Below are 21518 nucleotides of genomic sequence, written 5' to 3' on the forward strand. Positions count from 1 at the left end.
ACAAATACAGTCACCTGTGTTGATAGGACAAAATAGTGGGCCACTACATCTCCACTTCGGTGGCCTTGTTGTTCACTGGGGACACCCTACCTCCTAGATCTCGCTGCATAGCTGCGATCGCCTTCTCCGAAAGCGGCTGTCCTTTCGCTACTTCCTTTTCTCCGAAAGCGGCTGTCCTTTCGCTACTTCCTTCGCCACCTCCGTTATCCGCCCCAAATACCCCTCTGGTCTTCCCAGCGCCACGGCTGTCCATGCCATCCCCAGAGTTGCCCCAACTCCGGGCGGCTCTGCTGCCACCCATTGCCGCCGCCCTCCGGATTGACCAGCATCTCATTCCAGTCCTTCCCCTGGTTCGGTGTCAGCCGCTCAATCCCCGGCACCTGCTGCGCCACCCGTCAGGCCATAGTCTCCCCCGCCCCATCCGCATCAAACCCCGCCGCCACCACCCCCCCACTCCGCAGCACCGTCTTCAGTGCCTCAACCGGCACCCCTCCAGAACCATCCGTTGAAAGGTAAATCGACACCCCCTCCGGCCCCCGCTGCGCCCGATCCAGCACCGCCAGCGACATCGCATCAATTGGCGACTCCACCAGCAGCACCCGGTTCACCGGCCCCTGCCCCGTGCCAATCCAAAACTATCCCTGGTCACGGGCCGAGCCTGGCGCTAACCCATGAAAGTGGTTGCTCTCTCCCCAGGTACCGCGCAAGCTGGCCCCCAAAACCTTCCCCCGCTGCCAGGATTGCGCTTGCAGGCTGTGGCGCACAAACGCAGCATTCTGGTACGCGCATCACCAGGGCGATCGCGCCCCACCCCCCAGCATCCGCTAACCAATCCATAAACAGCGGCCCGCTGATGCTATCGCTTATCCTCCGGTTCTTGCGGGGACACTTCGGGCTCTGCCTGGGCCTGAAGCTGAGCTTGGGCGGCTTCCGCGAACCCTTGCTGAACAATGTTTTTGGAGAAGATCTCAGCAAAACGCGATGGCCCTTTGGGCCGGTCCTGTGACCATCGGGCAGCCGCGACTCCCCACCCCGCGCAATCTGCACCGCCGTCTCCTTAAACTCGATGTGCCCCTCCCCCCGCACCCGAAATACCATCTCCGAGTCGATGAACATATCGCCGTTCTGGGTCAGGTAGTGGGTCAGGTACAGCTCATCCCCCTGCCGCTCCACCACCAGCGGTATAAACGACTCATTCTCGATCCGTAGATGAAACTCCTAGGAGGTCTTGACCTCCTGCTCAATTCCGGCATTCCTCAAAAACCGCAGAATCCACTTTTTAAGTTGGCCCATTGGGGGCACCAAGCCCTGCGCGACGAGGTCAAAATCGGCATCGAAGCTGCCGAAGGACTAAAGACAAACAACAAGACCATGGCGTCCTTGGCCTGGGTGGTGGATAGGCAATATATCCCACTCATCTGAGCTGTATATCAACCCGTAGCATCACGGGTTTTCCATCTAATCGAGTTAGGAAATATGGTCTATAAGCGATTTGAATGAAGCCAGAAAAAAGAATGATGAGTTAAGCCGCTGTATAAACCAGGATGTATCTCGGTTTACAGTCTCTATCTAAGGTTGATGAATAAATGAGCCTCAGATGAGTTGATGCAGGAAAAATATGCGCTACTTTCTAGGTTGGTCTCGAAAAAAAATTGCGTCGGGTTTGTTGGTAACCTCGGTTCTTTTTGTGGGAGCTTGCTCATCAGGTGAAGTGGGTTCTAACGGAGGTAGTTCGGGGTCAGGAAGCAATTCAGGGCAAGTCATTCGAATTGCCATTGGCACCCAAGATCAGGTCATTAATACAGCGGTTGGTGGGGCAACGGTGCGTGAGCTAGAACTGCTAGAGAAACATTTGCCCACCGATGGTAAATACGAAGGCGTTAGGTACGAAATTGAGTGGTCAAGCTACACCTCTGGTCCCCCAATTACCAACAAAATGCTGGCCAATCAGCTCGATATCGGTTTGATGGGCGACTTCCCAGCGGTAATTAATTTAATTAAGTTTCAGCAAGAAGCTAAAGATGCAAATTCAGTTTTTGTGGGTACTTTAGCCTACAGTCCTACGGGTGCTGGTAATGCGGTGGTAGTTCCTAAGGACAGCACTGCTACATCCCTGGCCGATCTCAAGGGCGGCACCGTTTCAGTTCCCTTTGGCTCAGCCGCCCATGGCATGTTGCTCAATGCACTGGCCGATGCTGGTCTTGATCCAGAAACCGATGTGGAGCTCATTAGTCAGGCTCCAGAGGTCGGTGGTGCGAGTTTGCGCACGGGTCAAATTGATGCCCATGCTGATTTTGTTCCCTTTGGTGAATTGTTCCCCTTTCGCGGTTTTGCGAGGAAGATTTTTGACGGAGCCCAAACTGGTGTGCCAACTCTCCACGGAATTGTGGTGCGAACAGATTTCGCCGAAGAACACCCTGAAATTGTGGTGGCTTATCTGAAAGCAATTTTAGAAGCGAACCAGATGTTTCGCGAAGATCCTGAAGGTATTTCGGCACAGATTCAAGAGTGGTCTGGGGTCGATAAAGAGGTAGTCTATATGTTTCTAGGTCCCTCTGGTCTTCAGCCCCTTAACCCTACCATTGGCGAGGTGCAAGTTAACTCGCTCAAAAACAGCATCGCCACATTGACCAAATTGGGCCGCCTCGACAATCCCGTAGACCCGGCAGAGGTGACTAACTGGATTGATGAAAGCTACTTGCTCCAGGCGATGGAGGAAATGGGATTAGACTACGATGAGGTGGTTGCTACAGCAGAGGGTTACCAAATTAGCGGCGAAGATGCCCTCACTGGCGAGGCCATAACTGATCCCAAACAAGCAGCCCAGTTTTGGGTCCAGGGAGAAGAGACGGTCAGAAGCTTTGCCTCTATTGGCAACATGGTCAAGGCCCTGGTTGAGCTTCAGGCCGAGGGGCAGGCGGCCAATGTGATGTTTGTCCATGACCACAACAACGGCTGGAAACTGTTTGCAGAAAACTCTTACTTTGTCAGCAATGGGGATCAGGTGGCCGCCTTTTTAATTGAGGCCGATGCTCAAACCTATGCCGCGTCTAACGGAGGACAGATTACTGCATTCAGAGGACTGCAAGATCTCTATGCAGCCCGCCTTCCCCTGTTGGCGGGTGCCCAGCGCTAACCACCTAGGGCTTAGCACTGGGCCGCTACAACAGCTATAGGGGCAGTAGATTCCTGGCGCCAATGACCTGTAAAGAGATTAGACACCTTTGGACGGCGTCACATAGTGGGGCGGCAATGTAGACGACAGCCGCCTCCATACCTCTTTTCAAGCTGGCTTAACCCATGGGTGCTCGCTAAATACATGCTTAAACAGCAGGTAGCGTGATGGGTAAAACAGGTTGCGCTACTGCATCTGAGGGGGTTTTGTGCAGGTCGTAGGGAACAGAATGGTTCGATCGCTTGCTCTACCGTAGCTTTCAACTTACACACTTTGCTGTCATTAAGAGGCAAACCATGACGGTTTCGGTTTCACGGGTAGGCTATCCGCACTGGCTTGGGCAGATAATCAATGTTCTAAATGTTTTGTTTCTGGCCAAGCGACCGGTACGAAGACTGCTGGCTCTGATCCTGTTTTTTAGTATTTGGCAGGTTCTATGTACGATCAACTTCAACATCTTTATTGATTTCCAATTTGTACCTTCTCCCGTTGAAGTGCTCAAGGCAACGCTAACTTTTTTCGCAAAAAACCCATGGGTTCATTTCCGTTCTAGTATTGTGCGGGTGCTGTGGGGTTATACAATCGCGGCGGGGCTGGGGATATTACTTGGGGTGCTGATTGGATGGTTCGCAGTGGTCGAAGATCTATTACTACCCCCCTTAGAACTATTGCGTCCGATTCCAGCGGTAGCCTGGATTCCTCTGGCCATTTTAATGTTTCCGACTGCGGAGAGCGGTATGGTTTTCATCACCTTTGTAGGAGCATTTTTCCCTGTTCTGATAAGTACAATCAAAGGCGTAGAAAGCACCCTCAGCGATACGGTACTGATTCGCGTAGGTCAGTGTCTGGGTGCAAAGCCCTGGCATATTTTCAAAGACATTGTGGTGCCGGGGGCGATGCCCAGCATCGCGAGCGGTTTGGTGATTGGCATGGGTAATGCTTGGTTTTGTCTCGTGACTGCCGAAATCCTGGCGGGTCGCTACGGCATTGGCTATATCACCTGGGAGTCCTACGTAACCTCGAACTATCCACCCATTGTGATGGGGATGCTGTTAATTGGTCTGATGGGAGCGTTTAGTTCCTGGGCAGTGAGCCGAGTCATGGAGATGTTAATGCCCTGGCGGGTGATTAAGAAACAGGGCAGTATTTAGGGGTTGGGTGAGTTTTGAATTCCGAGGTTTGAATTTTAATTCTCAATTTGTAAGGTGGGCACTGCCACCACTATTACTCAGTCACCAACCTTAACTCCTGATCAGCCAAGACTTTTTTGATGCAACTTAATTTAATGCTACTCAAGGGGATACATCAACGTGATGATGACGCAGCTAGAGCAACGACAGACCACTAAGGGAGCCGTTCAGGTCGAGGGGCTATCGGTTGCCTTTCGCCATCGAGGTCACGAAACCCTCGTCCTTGATTCAATTCAAATGGGGATTAAACCGGGAGAATTTGTCTGTTTGCTGGGCCCCTCAGGCTGTGGCAAATCGACGCTGCTAAATGTAATTGCTGGCTTTATTAGGCCTACAGCGGGCTATGTAATGCTTGATCAGGCACCCATTAGCCGTCCCGGGGCCGATCGCGGTTTTGTGTTTCAGCAGTACTCGCTGCTGCCTTGGAAGACGGCGTTTCAAAACATTGAGCTAGGTCTCAAAATCCGGGGTATGGCCAAGGGCGATCGCACTGAGCTCGTCCACGACTACCTCAACCGGGTGGGGCTCTACAAACACCGCAACAGCTACCCCCACCAAATGTCGGGGGGGATGCAGCAGCGGGCCAGCATTGTGCGGGCGCTGGTCAACTCGCCCTCGGTGCTGCTGATGGATGAGCCTTTTGCGGCCCTCGATGCCCAAACCCGCCACATGATGCAGGAGTTGCTGCTAGACATTTGGGATGACTTGAAAACGACGGTGATCTTTGTCACCCACGACATCGAGGAGGCGATCTTTTTGGGCGATCGCATCTGCATTATGGGTGTGCAACCGGGACATATCAAGGCCGAGCTGCCGATCGGGCTGCGCCGCCCCCGCCACTTTGACGACACTCTCTCGGCGGAGTTTGTCAATCTGCATCGCCAAGTCTTCGAGTGCATCCGCGAAGAGACGATGAAAAGCATGGAGGGCTGCCTGTAGGGGCAAACGCCGTTTGCCCTGCCCTATTGAGGATGAAGAGACAAATTCCAAGAGGGTGCATCGCTGCGCGGATGCACCCTGCGATTGGTAATAAAATTGGCATCAAAAAGATGCGATCGCCCGCTCCAAAAATTCTGGCTGCATCCAACGGTCGAGGTTAATTTGCCCAAGATGTTCTTGCCCTGCGATCTGTCCCAGCTGCTGGATATGCGCCTGGAGCCAGTCGGTGCGCAACTGCGTTTCGGGGAGGTAGACCACATTGGCCTGGTCGCTGGCGCTAGAGCGCAGGGTCTTAGTCACAATCGCCGCATCCATCTTCACCCAGCGACTGACCAGGGTGGTGGCCATGGGCTGAGTGGCATACCAATATTGGGCGGCCAGCAGCGATCGCAGGTAGGCCACGGCAATTTCGGGATATTGCTCGGCCAGGGCGGCGCGAATCACGACGCCGTGGAAGGTGGGCAAGCCATCGAGGTTTTCGTGCAGCAGGCGGCGAAACTGGCCCTTGTGCCTGGCAATTTCGTGGAAAGGGGCGAAGTAGGCGTAGCCATCCACCGGGGCCGAGCTGCGGCCCGAGCGCTGGGGGCCAGCGCTGTCGATGGAGGTTAGGGTGACATCGTTGAGAATTTGGCGGTGGTGGAGCGATCGCATCACCATACCGTGGGCGGCCGAGCCAAAGGGCACCGCAATCACCCGCCCCGCCAAATCGTCGATGCAATCAAGGGTCGAGTGCTGCGGCACGATGATGTCATTGCCGGTGCCGTCTAAATTGCTGGCCACAAAGCTGATCAGCCGAGTGCCCGCCGCCGGAGCGGTACTGTCCCCCGCTGCCGCACTGAGCAGCAGCGGGTAATCCCCCAGCACCCCAATGTCGATCTGCTGAGCCTCTAGCCCAGCCACAATCGGTGCCCCAGAATCGTAGTCAGCCCAGCGCAGCCGATACTGCACCCCGCTGTAGCGACCCTCGCGGGGCAAGAAATGCTCCAACAAACCCAGCCGCTGAATAATCAGCCCGGCCGTTACGGTTTGAATCGTGCGGTTTTGGGTGCCAATGGTGAGGTTGATCGTCTCGGTGCCGCTGGTACCACCAGAGCGCACCAAAAAGTTAGGAGCCTGGAACCGGGGCACTTTCTCTGGAGTTTCAGCTGATGGTGCCGTCAATGGGCTGGGGAAAGACGAACCTTTGGCAAGCAGACCCTGGGCAACGCCGGGCTGGCCCTGCACCATGGCCAAAAACTGGCGAATCGGCTCTAGACCTAGTCCACTCCGACTAGCGGGCTGCCCCGTTAGTCCCAGGGCACGGCCCAGGCGCTTGGCCATCAGCAAAAACAGTGGCGTGCCGAGGGCAAATTCTTCGAGGGGAATGCGACGCAGCAGCCCAGCCTCGCACTCCATTTGAAACTCAAAGTCAGAGACAAACCCCAGGTAGTGGCCCTGGAGTAGATAGGTGCGCATTAAACTGGCGGCATCGACAACTTCGAGTTGAGCAAAATCGGTTAAATTTAGCCCCAATTCTTGCATCCGCTTTTGCAGCATAATGCGACTGGGTACGCCCTCTGGGGGCAAGACCCAGGCATGGTCAGCTAGCTCTTTTAGGCTCAGCCAGGGCCGCTGAGCGAGCTGATGGCTGCTGGACACGATCAGCGAGTAGTGAACGGAGCCAATTGCTAGCCCCAACATTTCATCAAAAGTCGAAAAACTTAGATCTGAGACAGCAATATCGACCTCGCCAGTCTTAATGGCGCGATACAGCGGTTCAACGGCGTCAAACTGCAAACACTTGGTTTGTACATCGGGATAAATCCGGCGATATTTGTATAGTACCGATGGCAGCCAGTTGCTCAGCACGTCGGGCATGCAGCCAACTTTTAAGGTGCTAAATTTCCCCTGCTTAATTTCTTCAATTTCAGCCACCAGGCGGCTTTCTAAATCCACCAGACCGGGGCCTTCTTCGAGCAGGTATTCTCCTGCCTGAGTCAGCTCTATGCGCCGCCCTAAGCGCCTGAATAAAGGAGTTTCAAGCTCAGACTCTAGACATTTAATTTTGGCGCTGACCGCAGGCTGGGTTAAATTTAGGGTGTCTGCTGCTTCAGTAAAACTGAGACAGCGAGCGACTTCTAAAAATACTTTTAACTGGTAAATTTCCATGTCGCCTGGCTCACCTAAAATTGTTGTTTAGAAATAGACTAAATTTTGCAATCGCCCCTCATTCAATCATATTCTTTACTGAATCTGTTACAGGAAAAAGCAATGCCAAAACCTTGTCCAAAAATGCTTTTTGGGTATCCAATGGAGCCAACAGTTTTATCTCATTTAGTTTTTTGATGAGTGTATAGAAGGCTGTGATGGGCAAACCGTAGCTATTGCTACAAACTACATTGATTGACTTTGAGGATCTCCTTTAAGCTAGGGTGCGAAGGCCCAGAAGCCAAGGATTAGCTATCAATCTTTAAGCATTAGCTAATCCCCAACAATTTGATTCACTGCCGTTTAAACCGAGGACGTGGTTACGTGAACATTCAGTATCTTAAAACTGATTTTCTAGTTGTTGGCGGTGGTACCGCTGGCACGATGGCAGGCATTAAGGCCAAGCAGGCCAGCCCCGAGAGCGACGTGCTGATTTTAGAAAAAGCCAACATTCGCCGCAGCGGGGCGATCGCCATGGGCATGGACGGGGTCAACACCGCCGTCATCCCTGGCAACTCTACCCCCGAGCAGTACGTGCGCGAAATCACCATCGCCAACGATGGCATCGTCAACCAGAAAGCTGTTTACGAAACCGGCCGGTTGGGCTTCGAGGTGATTCAAGAGTTGGAGAGCTGGGGCGTCAAGTTTCAAAAAGACCACGAGGGCAACTACGACCTCAAGCAGGTGCACCGGGTGGGCAAGTACGTGCTGCCCATGCCCGAGGGCAAAGACCTGAAGAAAATTTTGGCCCGCCAGGTGAAGCGTCACAAGGTCAACGTCACCAACCGGGTGATGGCCACCCGCGTCATGGTGCAGAACGGTCGCGTCACCGGGGCCGTGGGTCTGGACGTACGCAACGGCAATATGGTGGTGATTCAGGCCAAAGCGGTGGTGCTGTGTACTGGAGCCTGCGGTCGTCTGGGGCTGCCCGCCTCGGGCTACCTCTACGGCACCTACGAAAACCCCACCAACGCGGGCGACGGCTATTCCATGGCCTACCACGCCGGGGCCGAGCTGACCAACATCGAGTGCTTCCAGATCAACCCGCTGATCAAAGACTACAACGGCCCCGCCTGCGCCTACGTGGCCAGCCCCTTTGGCGCTTACACCGCCAACGCCGAGGGCCACCGCTTCATCAACTGCGACTACTGGAGCGGCCAGATGATGCTGGAGGTCTACAAAGAGCTGCACTCGGGCAAAGGTCCGGTACACCTGAAGATGTACCACCTCGACGACGACACCATCAACGAAATCGAAACCATTCTGTGGGACAACGAGCGCCCCAGCCGGGGCCGCTTCCACGCCGGGCGGGGCGAAAGCTACCGCACCCACGGCGTCGAGATGAATATTTCTGAAATTGGCCTGTGCAGCGGCCACAGCGCCTCGGGCGTCTGGGTGAATGAGCGAGCTGAAACGACAGTCCCCGGCCTCTACGCCGCGGGCGACATGGCCAGCGTGCCCCACAACTACATGATCGGAGCCTTCGTCTACGGCCGGATTGCTGGTGAAAACGCCATGGACTACGTGCGCGACCTGGAGCATGTGGAACCTGACGCCGACTTTCTCGCCGCCGAGCAGACCCGCATCTACGCCCCGCTCCAGCAGCCCGACGGCGTGCCCCACACCCAGATTGAGTACAAACTACGCCGCCTGGTGAACGACTACCTGCAGCCGCCCAAGTCGCCCAACAACATGGATATCGGCCTGCAAAAATTCGTCGCCTACGAAGAAACCCTCGGCCTGATGGGTGCCCGCGACCCCCACGAGCTGATGCGCTGCATGGAGGTGCACTTCATCCGTGACTGCGCCGAAATGGCCGCCCGCGCCTCCCTGTTCCGCAAAGAGACCCGCTGGGGCCTCTACCACTACCGCCTCGACTACCCCGAAAAGAACAACGAAGAGTGGTTCTGCCACGTCAACCTGAAGAAGGGTGAAACCGGCCACATGGAGCTGTTTAAGCGCCCGGTTGAGCCATACATCGTCGATGTCGATCTGGTGGAAGAAGTCTACGACGTCGCGGTTCGGTAGGGTGGGCACCGCCCACCCTCCGCCTGTGCTGCACCCATACCCCCGTAGGTTGGGTGAAACGAAGTGCAACCCAACGCCAATTCCCGCTGTTGGGTTCTGCTAGCGCTCCACCCAACCTACACTTCGACTTCAAATCTTTGTCTCCTGAAGACCTGGGCTAAAGAACATATCTGGTGAGGGCGCACCACCGTGCGCCCCTACGAAACCCTAATCCCTGACAATTGATTTAACGAAAAATTATGGCCTTAACTACCCAACGCGTCGACGTACCCGTCATTGTCGATGAATCGAAGTGCCTCGAAAAATGCAACGCCTGCATTGAGGTCTGCCCCCTGGACGTGCTGGTGAAAAACCCTGAAACCGGCAAAGCCTATATGAAGTACGACGAGTGCTGGTTCTGCCTGCCCTGCGAGAAGGAATGCCCGACGGGGGCGATTACGGTGCAGATTCCGTTCTTGCTGAGATAAGGGGGCGCGGTAAACGGTAAGCGGTGGACGGTGTAAGAAAAAGCCATAACCGCAGACCGCAAACTGTATACCGTAAACCCCTCCCCTCCCCTGCCGTCGTTAAGGAAACTCGCTTTATGTACACCGCCGATATGGATCCCGAAGTAGCCCAGTGGGTTGAGATGCTGCGATCGCCCGATCTAGACAACCGCCTAGTCGCTGTCAAAACCCTGCAACACCTGGGCGATGAGGATGCGATCGAACCCTTAATTGGGGCGCTTTACGACGAAAACCCCACCGTACAGGAGATCGCCATCACCACCCTGTGGGAGTTTGCTAACCCGGTGGCCATCAACCCGCTGATCGAGTGCCTCAGTTCGCCCCACGAGAACGTGCGCAGCGAAGCGCTGTCCGCCCTGAAGGAGCTAGTCTCCACCAATGACCTGATGCGGCTGCTGGATGTGTTGCAGGTGGGCAATGTTCACGCTCAGCTCAACGCCCTGGTGCTGCTGCGCAAAATCCACGATGCTCAGGCGCTGCCGTTTATTCTGCCCTTCTTTGAGGCGGAGAACCCCGAGCTGCGGGAGGCGGCGGTGATTACCCTGCGCTACCTGAACCAGGTGGTACGCTGCGAACCGGCCCTAGCCCTGGCCAAGGATCCGGTGGAGGCGGTGCGGCGGGCGACGGCGCTCACCCTGGGCCACCTCAGCGATGCGGCGGTGGTGCCGTTGCTCTGCGACCTGCTAGCTAGCGACCCTGACTGGCAAGTGCGGCGCAATGCGGCCCAGTCGCTGGATATTCTGGCTGACCCGGCGGCCGTTCCGGCCCTGGTAGCGGCTATGAATGACCCCGAATGGCAGGTGCGTAAGTTCACCGCTCGGGCGTTGCAGAAAACCCCGGACGTGCAGGCTTTGCCGGTGCTGATCAAGGCTCTGGCCGACGAATACTCCGACGTACGCCGCGATGCGGCCACCGCCCTGGGCAAACTGGCCGACGCCAACGCCCTGCCCGCCCTGCAACAGACCCTCAACGACCCCGACATGGACGTGCGAATTTTTTCCCAGCGCGCGATCGATGCCATCCAGAAGTCTCAGCCAGAAACCTCCCATGTCTAGCCATTCCTCTCCGTTCCACCGCGCCAGTACCGATCGCGCCAGTGCGGCCCCCGCCGAAGTAGCTCCCAGTGCTGAAGCGATCGCCCGCAAAGCCGAGGTCATCGCCCAGCTCAAAACCCTGCGCGAGCCCACCCTGGGCAATGACCTGGTTAGCCTGGGCATGGTGCGCAATCTGCAAGTGGTCGATGACTACGTCTACCTGCGGCTCTACGTGGGGCGTCATCAGCTGGGCCTGCAAGACCAGGTGCAAGCCACCCTGGGGCAATTGCCCTGGTGCAAAAAAGCCTACGCCCAGCTCTGCACCATTCCTGGGGTGCGCACCACCTTGGCGGTGTCGAGCGGCAAGGGCGGCGTCGGCAAATCGACCACCGCCGTGAATCTGGCGGCGGCCCTGGCCCAAACCGGGGCCAGAGTGGGGCTACTGGATGCCGACATCTACGGTCCTAACCTGCCTCAAATGCTGGGGTTAGGCCATTCGGACGTGCGGGTGATCGACACCCCCGAGGGCCAGCGGTTTGTGCCCCTAGAGGCCCACGGCATCAAGCTGATGTCGGTGGGGCTGCTGGCTGAGGGCGACCACCCCCTGGCCTGGCGCGGGCCGGTGCTGCACAAAATTCTCACCCAGTTTCTCCATGAGGTGGTCTGGGGCGAGCTGGACTACCTGCTGATCGACCTGCCCCCCGGCACAGGCGACGCCCAGATCACCATCGTGCAGGAGAGCCCAATCTGCGGCGTGGTAATGGTGACGACCCCCCAGCAGGTGGCCGTCTCCGACGTGCGCCGCAGCGTCCATATGTTTCGCCAGGTGGGGGTACCCGTGCTGGGCCTGGTCGAAAATATGAGCTACCTGCTCTGCGGCCACTGCGGCGAACCTACGCCCATCTTCGGCAGCGGCGGTGGTGCCCAGATCGCCACCGAACTCTCGGTGCCCCTGTGGGGCCAGGTGCCCATCGATCCCCGCATCTGCGAACAGGGCGATGCGGGCGTGCCCCTGCCGCTGAAGCTGCCCGACGCCCCCCTAAGCCAGATTTTTGGCCAGATTGCCCTGGGGTTGAATGCGACCTTTGGGGTGGCGACGGTGGCGGAAGTGGCGATGGTTTTTTGACAACCTACCATGGGGCAGGGAAAACGCCGTTTACCCCTACGACCTATCTACCCACCCATCTACTCATCCACCTCTTTCGGATCCCCACCGATAACCTCACTCCTGACTTAACCCGTCAACTGGGGATCCTTTTCTACTATTTGTACTGGCAGGATACGCGCCCATGGGCATTGAGATCTGGCTAATAAGTCTGGGGGTGGTGGCGATCGCAGGCTTTACCCGAGGCTTCTCTGGTTTTGGCTCGGGGTTAATTCTGGCTCCGGCCCTGAGTTTACTGTTCGACCCACAGTTGGTCGTCGCCACCGTTGTGCTGCTAGAAATGGCGGCTGGGGCTGGATTGGTACTCGAAGCCGTTCAAAAAACCCGGTGGAAAGAGGTCTTGCCCCTGGTGCTTAGCGCCATAGTGATGGTGCCGGTGGGGGCACATTTTTTGGCCCTGCTAGAGCCAACCCTGATGCGGCGCATTATTGGCGGGCTGATTTTGGGCTTTGTGCTGCTACTGCTGACCGGCAAAGGCCGCTATACTCGCCCCCACCTGGCCTTTGCGTCTGGAGTCGGTGCTCTGAGCGGTTTTTTAACTGGCCTGGCCGGCATTGGTGGCCCGCCCATTGTGCTCTACCAAATGTCGAGCAGCAACCCCGCCGCTGCTAACCGGGCCAACTTCATCGTATTTTTCGCGTTAACTCAGCTTGTGGCCCTGGGAGCTTATTGGGTCAGTGGCATGATGTCGGCAGCGGTGGGTCTGCTGTTCCTTCGCTTTGTACCCGCGTTTGCCGGGGGCCTCTTGCTGGGGCAGCTGTGCTTTAAGCGGGTTGATGAAATACTTTTTCGCCGCTTTGTCATGGGTCTTTTGCTCACGGTGGCGGTACTGGCGCTGGTGGCCTGATACCAAATAAACGGTTTTTACCTATGAAACTATCGTCTAAGCCTGAGCCTGGGGTGTCTTGTCTGGGCCTGGTCACTGCTGATTGGAAAACTCAATGCCTGTCGATTGGGCCAGGTCTGCTACTGACTACCCTGATTGCTGGAATGGCCCTGGGGTTAGATCGGCTGACTGATCTCCATACCCTCAATCCACTGCTGCTTGCCGTGCTCTTGGGCATCGGCTGGCGACAGTGGGGAGCTGTCCCTGCGACCTATCGCCCCGGCATCAAATTTGCGATGAAGCGGGTGCTGCGCCTGGCAGTAATCTTGCTCGGTTTGCGGCTAAGTCTGGCGGAAGTGGTGGCAGTGGGGCCAGGGGGGCTGGGTCTGGTGACTGTGGGCACAGTCAGCACCTTTTACCTGACCTGCTGGTTAGGCAAGCGGTTGGGCGTTAACCCCCGTTTGACCCAACTGATTGCGGCGGGTACTTCGATCTGTGGGGCTTCAGCAGTCGTGGCCACCAATGCCGTAGTAGAAGGTTCTGAGGAGGATATGACCTACGCGATCGCCACCATTACCGGCTTTGGCACCCTGGCTATGCTGATCTACCCCCTGGTGGGTACGCTGCTACAGCTGAGCCCCCAAGCCTTTGGCATCTGGTGCGGTGCCTCGGTGCATGAGGTAGCCCAGGTGATTGCCACCGCCTTTCAAAACGGCGATCTCAGTGGTGAGATCGCCACTATTACTAAACTATCGCGGGTGCTGCTAATAGTACCTATTATTGTCGGTCTGGGCTGGCAAACCAATCGCCTTGGCCAACCAGGACAACCCTCTCGGCCCGTTGCCGTTCCCTGGTTTGTTCTATTCTTTTGTGTTTTGGTAGTGGTTAATAGTCTAGATCTGATGGCACCAGCCCTCAAGGTCATAGTTCTCAACAGCAATCAGTTTCTGCTGTGCCTATCTTTGGCCGCCATGGGGCTAGAAACCAACCTTACCAGCCTGAACCAGCTAGGCCCCAAACCAATATACTTGGCCGGACTATCCTGGTTGTTTTTAGCTTTGTTCAGCTTGGTGATGATTTTTCAAATCAACTGATCAATACTCTGGTCTATTGGGAGAAGTTTGATGAGTCATGGAAGGCCTTTGATGTGCTGCAGGACATCGACCCGGACTACCGCATCGATCTGCTTAGGTTTCAGCCCAAGTGGCTCACGGTAGATCAGCTGTGGCAAATTGAGCAGCATCTGGTGGAGTAATGACCAATCAGGACGATACTGCGTTGGGGTCCGCCGTTCGGTGGACGCCCAGATATCGCGCTTGTGCTGGGGGCCATATGGGAAACAGGTCAATCTGATCGGCAAATCGCTAGTAAGTCTGTGTGCAGGTGCAGAACTCCGCCAGCGTCTAATACTTCCCTAATCGTCGTTCAATCATTCACTACGTTCCCATACCCCTGGTGCAAGTCGGTATCCGCCTCGACTGCCCCACCTGGAGCGCCTGGATTGCCTGCACCTGGGCCCCCGTCCCTCGGGCATACTGCTCAATCGTGGGGGGGCCACCCCCTGCAAATCTTGCTGAAACCGGGCATACCGCCCCTGGTGCAGCAGTGCCGCCACAGCCTCCCTCGATTCCCCCGCTCCCAGTGCCACCGCCGTCACCTTCTGATCAAGCTGAATTGCGGTCAGATCGCTGCTCACATAGTCCCGGTAGAGGTCGGGGTAGCTCTAGATTTTCCCCGTCACAGAGCAGGCGTATTCCAGATACCGCTGCTGCTGAAGGCTGTCCACTGTCTTCTGAGCGTACTGGAGCAGCTTGAGCAGGGCCTCTTTCTTCTCCGCGTCAGACAATCCCAAAATCTGCTGTTGAGTAAATGGCCCTTGGGCCAGCAGTTGAATCACCTATCGGGGAGCCTTACCAGTCTGTAGCGCGGACCTAGCCACCTCCTGATCCAATCCCTGGGCAGACGTTGGGTTGTCGCTGTAACGGGTGTAGAGGGTCTCGTAGTCCTTAGCATCCTTGAGCGAAGCCTCCGCCAGTGCCAGGTACTGCTGGCACATCAACCATCTGCCTCGGAATAATTGCCGGAGTGTCGGTAGTGGCTTAAGAACTGACCTCAGGAACCATTTGTAAATTAGCTACCTTCAGGAGGCAGTCTTAACCGAATCCAACTCTTGGGTTTGAATGACTCTAGAGTATGGGCCTTCGCCTGATAGATGCAGCCATGTCTAATCTTGTCCATCAATAGCCGAAGTAACCCAATTTATTGGCCATTGGGGGAATATTGGGGGAATCGTCCAAAGAAAAGCCTGAAACCCTTGCACAGCAAGCATCTGTTGAGGACTGAAAATCCTCGTGTCGGCGGTTCAAGTCCGCCTCCTGGCATACATTGTAGCGATTGCCCCGTGCAAGCACACAGGGCAATTGTTACATTGTTTCTCCAATGGAGAGGGTTATAAAATTGTTGAGGCCGTAGGAACGGATAAAGAAACCCACCAGCGGCAACTGGTGGGAGAGTTAAATCGAATTAGAGAAGCATTTACTTCTTCTTGCGTTTCTCGCGCTGAGACAGCGCTGATCCAGCAGCAGACCGCTCTGCCTTGCTGGATTTTTTGTCCCTAAGGACTTTCGATGCATTTGAAGCCGCTTGGCGGCCTGTCACCTTTTTAGCCACAGGAATTTTCTCCTTAATAAACTTGGCTACGAACTGACCACGATACCTTTGAGCCATTTCGCTGGGTTGTCGTGGTTGTCCTGATCCGTACCGGGATCAGGCGACCGCCTACGCGAACGTAGCTGGTCTTAGTCTGAACGCGACTTGAATAGTCATCGTTAGTGCTCCTAAAGAAAGAACGAGTTGCCTGCCTTGTAGCAGACGCTGCCATTGCAGCCTAACGTTCTCCAAATGGAGCATATTGGAGAACTCACTACTTCAAAACAAGTATTTAGAATTATTACGTTTTTGAGCACAGTTGTTCCAGTGCTACAATAGTAAGGTTTAAAGATAGCCGTAAGAGTGTGTGAGGCTTTATGGCTAGGCGAGATATTGGGCTTAATGGTTTTACCCGACAAGAAACCCTAAAACTGACTCAGTGCACTTCAAGTCGGCTGTCTTACCTTGAAAAAGTGGGGCTTGTTATCCCTGAGCGGATAGGTATCAGCAGAAAGCCAGTCGTTATATTTTCCTGGGAGCAACTGCTTGAGATAAAGGCGATTAAGAATCTCAGGGAAGATAATGTGTCGCTTCAAACTGTCAGAAAGATAGTTGAGTTTTTGAATCAATCTGGCTACGATGACTGCCTCAAGGATAAGAAGCTAGTTGTGGTCGATAACGAAGTATTTTGGGTCAGATCGGATATGACCGATCTAGGACAGCACATTGCGGCATTGACTGTTGCTAGCAAGACAGGCCAGGCAGGTCAGTTTGCATTAATTGTGATTCCTGCCCTTGTAGATATCGTCAATGAGATCTGGGAAACGGCTCAGAATTCAAACGTAATTGATTTTGAAAGCTTTAAGGTTAGGGCTAAAGCGAAGCCAGCTTGACTTCTATGGGCACAAGTTCTTTTCGGATCATTGAAACTTTTAATACACATGTACCAGCGAAATCTCCTGGCATAGTTGCGTGGGACGGCAACCATTCACTACGCCCTAGGGAGGCTCAGAACCTGTATGACCGGGGTTAAGTCGGTTCCCATTCTCCAATGGGGCTGGGGCTGCACTACAGCAGACTTCGAGGTTTTGCCTGTGTGCCAGTTGGGGGAATTAGGTCGTTTTTGGTCCAGGACAGCCGCTGGACAGGCACCAGCGCTAAGATGATCGACAAGCACTACGGGGCTACCAATTTCACAAATTTGAGGCCCCCCTAATCTCACCTAATGTGCTCCCTCGTCCAGCTCTAGTTAAAATTGGAATCTTCCCGTTCGGATCCGAGCTTAAGCCTCTCATAGTTCAGCGCACCGATGACAGCTACCGTCACCCTTGATATTCCAGAGCATATTCACCAGCGACTGGTAAATACTGCTGAGGCAACGCAGCGCCCTCTGAACGAAATTATCCTCAGGGCACTGCAAATTGGTAGCCCACCCCCTTGGGATGATGTGCCACCGGAGTTTCAATCTGCATTAGCTGCCCTAGATCGGCTGGATGATGATGCGCTGTGGAGGGTTGCCCGTAGCCAACGATCTGAAGCCGAACTAGAGCGGTACGACGAACTGCTGGATCGCAATCAGAACGACAGTCTGACAGCGGCTGACCAAAACGAGCTAACCGCTCTGAGGAAAGGGGCAGAGCAATTTATGCTCTGCAAGGCCCAAGCAGCGGTTTTGCTGCGCTGGCGCGGGCATTCGATTTTGCCAGAAGCTTGATGGCCAGCTATATTTCTGTAGACCTGCGAAATCGGGTTCGAGCGTGCGATCGCGATCGTTGCTGCTATTGCAAAACCAGCGAGGCCCTGAGCGGCATTCGGATGGCCTTTGATCACATCCACCCCCCGCTCAAAAGGTGGCGAAACCTGCTTTGAAAATGTTTGCTTGGCCTGTCGATCCTGCAATGAATTCAAGGGCGATTCGACAACAGGCCAAGATTTACTTACCCAGCAAACCGAGCCACTTTTCAATCCCAGGCTTCAGGACTGGCACCAGCATTTTGCCTGGAGCGACGACGGCACTAGAGTCGAAGGCATTTCCACTGTAGGACGGGCTACGGTTTTGGCTTTGCAGATGAATAACGGAGCCATCCTAGCAGCCAGAAAACGCTGGGTTTCAGTGGGCTGGCATCCACCTAAAGATTGAGCCTGATACATCTTCTTGCCTTGCAAGGTTACAGAAGGGAATGTGAAAAATCGTTCTCTTTCCTGGCTTTTAACGCTTGTGCTGAAAATATCCCAAGTTCTTCGTGACACTTTGTATTGAAGCTGATCAAGGGCTGATGCTTCGATTTAGGATCAGGTGTATCAGGATGCTGCGCCCCTCTCGGGGGCTTCGCGGAGAGGCCACTTGGATAGAGTTGTCAATCAGCAGGAGTTCAGCCAAATGCTTTCTGGGCAAGCTCCGGACGGGCGATCGCTGATGGGGAAAGTGGTTGACCCAAAAAAGCGGCGGGCGGCAACAGATTTTACGTTTAGTGCGCCCAAAAGCGCCAGCATTGCGGCTCTGGTGCAGCAGGACGAAGCAGGCCGCCCGGTGGGCATCACGGTAGAGCATTACAGCCAAACTGTGACCACTCCGGCTATAGAAGTCAGTTTGCCCGGTGAGCCAATGCAAGCAGCGGCAACGCCATAGCCACAGCGCGATTATACTCTCATGTGGTGGTTTTACCCATGCGGGGGATGTTAACGCCAATACGTTAGTGAAGCTATCCGCAGGAAGCGCGACACCTTCCCACTCACTCAAAAATCGTTGCCGCCGTCAGCCCAAATTCTGGCACAACCGTAGATTGCAGCGGTTCTGCCCCGCTGTAAACCCGGTCTTCGTACTGCCCATTCACCCACAGACACAGCGTCACCTGCCGAGTTTCTGGGTCAACAATCCAGTATTCTGCAATACCGCGCGCCGCATATTCCGTGTGTTTGTAGCGGTAGTCTCGTTCGCGATTGGCCTGGCCGGGGCTGACCACCTCCACCACCAGGGCCGGGGGCGGCATATCGCGGGTGATCGTGGCACGGGTCGCCCCCGCTACGGCGGCCTTCGACGCTTCGGTATGCACCAGCAAGTCTGGGATGCGGCCCGTGGCGCGGCGTCCGGTGACTTCAATCTCTGTATCTTTGTGGGCCAAGAGGGCGATGGATATATGCTTCGCCAGTTCAAACAGCAGCTTTCGGCCAATGTCGTTGTTTTCTTCTGATTCTGGGGGCATTTCCACCAGCACTCCATTTACCAACTCGTAGCGGGTATCGGTACCATCGTCGTGGCGCAGATAGTCCTCAAAGGTCAAAAGCTGGGTTTCTGTCGAGAGGGCTTGGTTCATCGGTACGTGCTCCCGTTGATTAGTAAGGCCCAAACATGGCGTTGGCCGGGTGGTTAGCATCATCGCTACAGCAAAAATCGCTGAAGTGCTGCAAAAACTCGACCTTGGTCAGCCAGCCATCGCCATCGGTGTCGAGGGCTGGAAATACCAGGGGCGCGTAGACCGGCGACTCATTAAAGGCGGCCAGCAGCTGCCCCCATTCCTCCTGGTTAACTTTGCCGTCTTCGTCCTGGTCAAAGACATCGAAGATGGTTTCCATCAGGCTGAGAATGTCGTCTGCGCGGGGCTCGGTATCAGATAGGCTGTCGTCGTAATAGGCCAGCCATTCGTCGCGGGAAACTTGATGGTTGTGGGCGGTGTCGGCTTTTTTCTCTAGCCCCTGCCATTTTCGCATGAGCTTGTCTTGCAAGATTAGGCAGCGGGGCGATCGCAGCGACCAGTTGCGCAGGGTAGAGAGCTTTTTGAACATCAGCTCGAAGTCTTTTTTGACCAGCACTCCGGTGTAGTCAGAGTCGTACATGCTAAAAAGCTTGGTCAATTTGCGCTGTTGCAAGTCGGTTAACATACCTGTCCTTCCCTCTACCCTGCCAATGCCGCTACAGTCATAGCCTATAGCACTTTCACCTACAAGTACCCCGCCGCTTGCATCGTAAACAAGCGGGCGTAGCGACCATCCTGATTGAGCAGGTCCTCATGGCTGCCCTGCTCGATCAGTCTGCCGTTGGCCAGCACGATGATGTTGTCGGCCCGCCGCACGGTCGAAAAGCGGTGGGAAATTAGAATCGCCATCTGGTTTTGGGTGGCCTCGCGGAATTGTTCAAACAGGCGGGTCTCGGCCTCGGCATCCATGGCGGAGGTGGGCTCGTCGAGCACCAGAATGTCGGCCTGGGTACGCATAAAAGCGCGGGAGAGGGCGATCTTCTGCCACTGGCCGCCGGAAAGTTCCTGGCCGCCAAAGAACCATTTACCCAACTGGGTGTCGTAGCCCTCCGGCAGGCTCTCGATGAACTCGGTGGCGGTGCCCTTGGCAGCGGCGGTCTGCCAGCGCTGGGCATCCTCAAAGTCGGAGACATCGCCGACACCGATGTTTTCCCCCACCTTGAACTGGTAGCGGACAAAGTCTTGGAAAATTACGCCGATGCGCCGCTGCAGCACCTCGCTGTCCCACTCCTGCAGGTCGCGCCCGTCCAGCAGAATGCGGCCCGTGCTGGGGCTGTACAGCCGGGTGAGCAGCTTGATTAGCGTCGTTTTGCCGGAGCCATTTTCCCCCACGATCGCCAGCTTTTGCCCCGGCTTGAGGTGAAAGGAGACCCCCTCCAGCGCCAGGCGATCGCTGCCGGGATAGGTAAATGACACCCCCTCAAACCTGAGCCCGTCGCCGGGGTCCAGACCGCGCACCGCTGTCCCCGTCTCGGCGGGCACCGGCTGTTCCAAAAACTCGTAGAGGTTGGCCAGGTACAGCCCGTCTTCGTACATGCCGCCGATCGCCGTCAGGGAGCCGGCAAAGGTAGTCTGCCCCTGGCGAAACACCGTCAGGTACATAGTCAGTTCGCCCAGGGAAATGCGACCCGCGATCGCCTCCAGTACAATCCAGCCGTAGGCCAGGTAAAACGACGCCGTACTCAGTAGCCCCAGCCCGTAGCTCCAGCCGCTGCGGCGCACCGTCAGGCTGCGGTCTTCGGCGTAGAGCCGGTGAAAAATATCCTCGTAGCGCTGCATCAGCAGCGGCCCCAGGCCAAACAGCTTCACCTCCTTGGCAAAGTCCTCTCGGGCCAGCAGTGCCTCCAGGTAGACCTGCTGGCGGGTTTCGGGCGATCGCCACTTAAACAGGCGAAAGGCTTCCCCGGCAAACTGGGTCTCGGCAATAAAGGCGGGCAGGGTGGCCACGGCCAGCAGCGCCACCGCCCAGCCCGAAAATTGCAGCAGCAGCCCGCCAAAGGTGACCAGCGACAGCCCATCTTGCACAATGCCAAAGGTGCGCGTGACCATGCTCAGCGGTCGCTGGGAGGCCTCCCGCCGCGCCTGGGTCAGCTTGTCGTAGAACTCAGAATCTTCAAAGTAGGTCAGGGGCAGGGTCTGGGCCTTTTCCAGGATCATCACGTTGACCCGCTGGCCCAGCAGCACCCGCAGCAGCGACTGGCACAGCCCCAGCCCCTGGCGCGCCCCCGCCAACGCCGCCACCAGCCCCGCCTCCAGGGCCAGGTACAGCAGCGCCATCTGCCGATCCGCCGCCAGCCCCGACTGGGCCGCCACCACGACTGCATCGACGATTAGCTTGCCCACGTAGGCGATCGCCGCCGGGAGTAGCCCCGCCACCAGTGTCAGCAGTCCCAGGGCCACCGTTAACCGCCAGTCAGTTTGCCACACCAGCTGAATTGCCCGCTGCCCATAGCGGTACATCCCCAGCGATTCGCCCAAATTGCGCCATGACGCCTTTTTCTTGGGGGGCGCAACCCGTTTTACCCGGTACTCACTCATTTTTCTACGATAGCGTTTGGTGAGTGG

The 21518-nt window shown here is 55.9% G+C and carries 21 protein-coding genes; 13 read left to right on the forward strand and 8 right to left on the reverse strand.

Annotated features, from left to right (window positions below; all coding sequences use genetic code 11):
* Window positions 1-203: 203 nt before the first annotated feature.
* The 3 genes from NF78_RS31465 to NF78_RS33570 are packed head-to-tail and all read right to left on the reverse strand — an operon-like array spanning window position 204 to window position 1176.
* Window positions 204-392, reverse strand: coding sequence for a hypothetical protein (locus tag NF78_RS31465; RefSeq protein ID WP_156119922.1), 189 nt, complete (start codon window positions 390-392; stop codon window positions 204-206).
* A gap of 3 nt (window positions 393-395) precedes the next feature.
* Window positions 396-608 carry a toprim domain-containing protein gene (locus tag NF78_RS22130; RefSeq protein ID WP_035991692.1) on the reverse strand — a complete coding sequence of 71 codons (213 nt, stop codon included), beginning with the start codon at window positions 606-608 and terminating at the stop codon, window positions 396-398.
* 37 nt (window positions 609-645) lie between these two features.
* Complete coding sequence (locus NF78_RS33570) at window positions 646-1176, reverse strand: DUF6908 domain-containing protein (protein WP_035991693.1); 531 nt, start codon at window positions 1174-1176, stop codon at window positions 646-648.
* A gap of 33 nt (window positions 1177-1209) precedes the next feature.
* Between NF78_RS33570 and NF78_RS22140 the strand changes: the two genes are divergently transcribed.
* From NF78_RS22140 to NF78_RS22155, 4 genes are all read left to right on the forward strand, one after another.
* Window positions 1210-1422: a hypothetical protein gene (locus NF78_RS22140; RefSeq protein ID WP_035991694.1), complete on the forward strand. Its 213-nt coding sequence runs from the start codon at window positions 1210-1212 to the stop codon at window positions 1420-1422.
* A gap of 196 nt (window positions 1423-1618) precedes the next feature.
* Window positions 1619-3136 carry an ABC transporter substrate-binding protein gene (locus tag NF78_RS22145; protein WP_035991695.1) on the forward strand — a complete coding sequence of 506 codons (1518 nt, stop codon included), beginning with the start codon at window positions 1619-1621 and terminating at the stop codon, window positions 3134-3136.
* Window positions 3137-3471: 335 nt separating this feature from the next.
* Window positions 3472-4326: an ABC transporter permease gene (locus NF78_RS22150; RefSeq protein WP_081972838.1), complete on the forward strand. Its 855-nt coding sequence runs from the start codon at window positions 3472-3474 to the stop codon at window positions 4324-4326.
* A 165-nt stretch (window positions 4327-4491) separates the two neighbouring features.
* Window positions 4492-5304, forward strand: a complete 813-nt coding sequence (locus tag NF78_RS22155) for an ABC transporter ATP-binding protein (protein ID WP_263970708.1) — start codon at window positions 4492-4494, stop codon at window positions 5302-5304.
* A 102-nt stretch (window positions 5305-5406) separates the two neighbouring features.
* On the opposite strand, the gene NF78_RS22160 is transcribed toward NF78_RS22155, so the two are convergent.
* Complete coding sequence (locus NF78_RS22160; RefSeq protein WP_035991697.1) at window positions 5407-7452, reverse strand: LysR family transcriptional regulator; 2046 nt, start codon at window positions 7450-7452, stop codon at window positions 5407-5409.
* A 363-nt stretch (window positions 7453-7815) separates the two neighbouring features.
* On the opposite strand from NF78_RS22160, the gene NF78_RS22165 reads away from it, so the two are divergent.
* The 6 genes from NF78_RS22165 (at window position 7816) to NF78_RS22190 (ending at window position 14144) form a co-directional block, all read left to right on the forward strand.
* The gene (locus tag NF78_RS22165) at window positions 7816-9519 is read left to right on the forward strand and encodes a fumarate reductase/succinate dehydrogenase flavoprotein subunit (RefSeq protein WP_035991698.1); all 1704 of its coding nucleotides are present in this window, start codon (window positions 7816-7818) and stop codon (window positions 9517-9519) included.
* A 239-nt stretch (window positions 9520-9758) separates the two neighbouring features.
* Window positions 9759-9986 carry a ferredoxin family protein gene (locus tag NF78_RS22170; protein ID WP_017301328.1) on the forward strand — a complete coding sequence of 76 codons (228 nt, stop codon included), beginning with the start codon at window positions 9759-9761 and terminating at the stop codon, window positions 9984-9986.
* 116 nt (window positions 9987-10102) lie between these two features.
* Window positions 10103-11080 (forward strand): HEAT repeat domain-containing protein, encoded by a 978-nt coding sequence (locus NF78_RS22175; protein WP_035991699.1) that lies wholly within the window; start codon window positions 10103-10105, stop codon window positions 11078-11080.
* The gene (locus tag NF78_RS22180) at window positions 11073-12185 is read left to right on the forward strand and encodes an Mrp/NBP35 family ATP-binding protein (protein WP_035991700.1); all 1113 of its coding nucleotides are present in this window, start codon (window positions 11073-11075) and stop codon (window positions 12183-12185) included. Before NF78_RS22175 ends, NF78_RS22180 begins: the two co-directional genes overlap by 8 nt.
* 163 nt (window positions 12186-12348) lie before the next feature.
* Window positions 12349-13071, forward strand: a complete 723-nt coding sequence (locus tag NF78_RS22185) for a sulfite exporter TauE/SafE family protein (RefSeq protein WP_035991702.1) — start codon at window positions 12349-12351, stop codon at window positions 13069-13071.
* 23 nt (window positions 13072-13094) lie between these two features.
* Entirely contained in the window at window positions 13095-14144 is a 1050-nt protein-coding gene (locus NF78_RS22190) for a YeiH family protein (RefSeq protein ID WP_035991704.1), read from the forward strand.
* Between the two features lie 629 nt (window positions 14145-14773).
* On the opposite strand, the gene NF78_RS31475 is transcribed toward NF78_RS22190, so the two are convergent.
* On the reverse strand, window positions 14774-14947 hold the full coding sequence (locus NF78_RS31475; protein ID WP_156119924.1) for a hypothetical protein: 174 nt from the start codon (window positions 14945-14947) through the stop codon (window positions 14774-14776).
* Window positions 14948-16076: 1129 nt separating this feature from the next.
* Between NF78_RS31475 and NF78_RS22200 the strand changes: the two genes are divergently transcribed.
* From NF78_RS22200 to NF78_RS22215, 3 genes are all read left to right on the forward strand, one after another.
* The gene (locus NF78_RS22200) at window positions 16077-16592 is read left to right on the forward strand and encodes a MerR family transcriptional regulator (protein ID WP_035991708.1); all 516 of its coding nucleotides are present in this window, start codon (window positions 16077-16079) and stop codon (window positions 16590-16592) included.
* Window positions 16593-17008: 416 nt separating this feature from the next.
* Window positions 17009-17413 (forward strand): hypothetical protein, encoded by a 405-nt coding sequence (locus NF78_RS22205; RefSeq protein ID WP_035991710.1) that lies wholly within the window; start codon window positions 17009-17011, stop codon window positions 17411-17413.
* Window positions 17414-17995: 582 nt separating this feature from the next.
* Window positions 17996-18328, forward strand: coding sequence for a relaxase domain-containing protein (locus NF78_RS22215; protein WP_081972840.1), 333 nt, complete (start codon window positions 17996-17998; stop codon window positions 18326-18328).
* A gap of 103 nt (window positions 18329-18431) precedes the next feature.
* Here the strand turns inward: NF78_RS22215 and NF78_RS22220 are convergent, their stop codons facing one another.
* The 3 genes from NF78_RS22220 to NF78_RS22230 all read right to left on the reverse strand — a co-directional run bounded on the left by NF78_RS22220 (window position 18432) and on the right by NF78_RS22230 (window position 21491).
* A complete protein-coding gene (locus NF78_RS22220) occupies window positions 18432-19013 on the reverse strand; it encodes a Uma2 family endonuclease (protein ID WP_035991714.1) in 582 nt (193 codons plus the stop codon).
* Window positions 19014-19032: 19 nt separating this feature from the next.
* Complete coding sequence (locus NF78_RS22225) at window positions 19033-19551, reverse strand: EF-hand domain-containing protein (RefSeq protein ID WP_225885397.1); 519 nt, start codon at window positions 19549-19551, stop codon at window positions 19033-19035.
* Window positions 19552-19637: 86 nt separating this feature from the next.
* Window positions 19638-21491, reverse strand: coding sequence for an ABC transporter ATP-binding protein (locus NF78_RS22230; RefSeq protein WP_052050842.1), 1854 nt, complete (start codon window positions 21489-21491; stop codon window positions 19638-19640).
* Window positions 21492-21518 lie beyond the last annotated feature (27 nt).

The sequence above is a fragment of the Leptolyngbya sp. KIOST-1 genome (assembly GCF_000763385.1).
GTDB lineage: Bacteria > Cyanobacteriota > Cyanobacteriia > Phormidesmidales > Phormidesmidaceae > Nodosilinea.

Excerpts from the sequence above, each read along its gene's own strand:
- NF78_RS22205 (WP_035991710.1), top strand. The coding sequence starts at position 17,009 with ATGACAGCTACCGTCACCCTTGATATTCCAGAGCATATTCACCAGCGA.
- NF78_RS22175 (WP_035991699.1), top strand. The coding sequence starts at position 10,103 with ATGTACACCGCCGATATGGATCCCGAAGTAGCCCAGTGGGTTGAGATG.
- NF78_RS22180 (WP_035991700.1), top strand. The coding sequence starts at position 11,073 with ATGTCTAGCCATTCCTCTCCGTTCCACCGCGCCAGTACCGATCGCGCC.
- NF78_RS22185 (WP_035991702.1), top strand. The coding sequence starts at position 12,349 with ATGGGCATTGAGATCTGGCTAATAAGTCTGGGGGTGGTGGCGATCGCA.
- NF78_RS22160 (WP_035991697.1), bottom strand. The coding sequence starts at position 7,452 with ATGGAAATTTACCAGTTAAAAGTATTTTTAGAAGTCGCTCGCTGTCTC.
- NF78_RS22140 (WP_035991694.1), top strand. The coding sequence starts at position 1,210 with ATGAAACTCCTAGGAGGTCTTGACCTCCTGCTCAATTCCGGCATTCCT.
- NF78_RS22150 (WP_081972838.1), top strand. The coding sequence starts at position 3,472 with ATGACGGTTTCGGTTTCACGGGTAGGCTATCCGCACTGGCTTGGGCAG.
- NF78_RS22145 (WP_035991695.1), top strand. The coding sequence starts at position 1,619 with ATGCGCTACTTTCTAGGTTGGTCTCGAAAAAAAATTGCGTCGGGTTTG.
- NF78_RS22230 (WP_052050842.1), bottom strand. The coding sequence starts at position 21,491 with ATGAGTGAGTACCGGGTAAAACGGGTTGCGCCCCCCAAGAAAAAGGCG.
- NF78_RS22220 (WP_035991714.1), bottom strand. The coding sequence starts at position 19,013 with ATGAACCAAGCCCTCTCGACAGAAACCCAGCTTTTGACCTTTGAGGAC.
- NF78_RS22155 (WP_263970708.1), top strand. The coding sequence starts at position 4,492 with ATGACGCAGCTAGAGCAACGACAGACCACTAAGGGAGCCGTTCAGGTC.
- NF78_RS22200 (WP_035991708.1), top strand. The coding sequence starts at position 16,077 with ATGGCTAGGCGAGATATTGGGCTTAATGGTTTTACCCGACAAGAAACC.
- NF78_RS22170 (WP_017301328.1), top strand. The coding sequence starts at position 9,759 with ATGGCCTTAACTACCCAACGCGTCGACGTACCCGTCATTGTCGATGAA.
- NF78_RS22190 (WP_035991704.1), top strand. The coding sequence starts at position 13,095 with ATGAAACTATCGTCTAAGCCTGAGCCTGGGGTGTCTTGTCTGGGCCTG.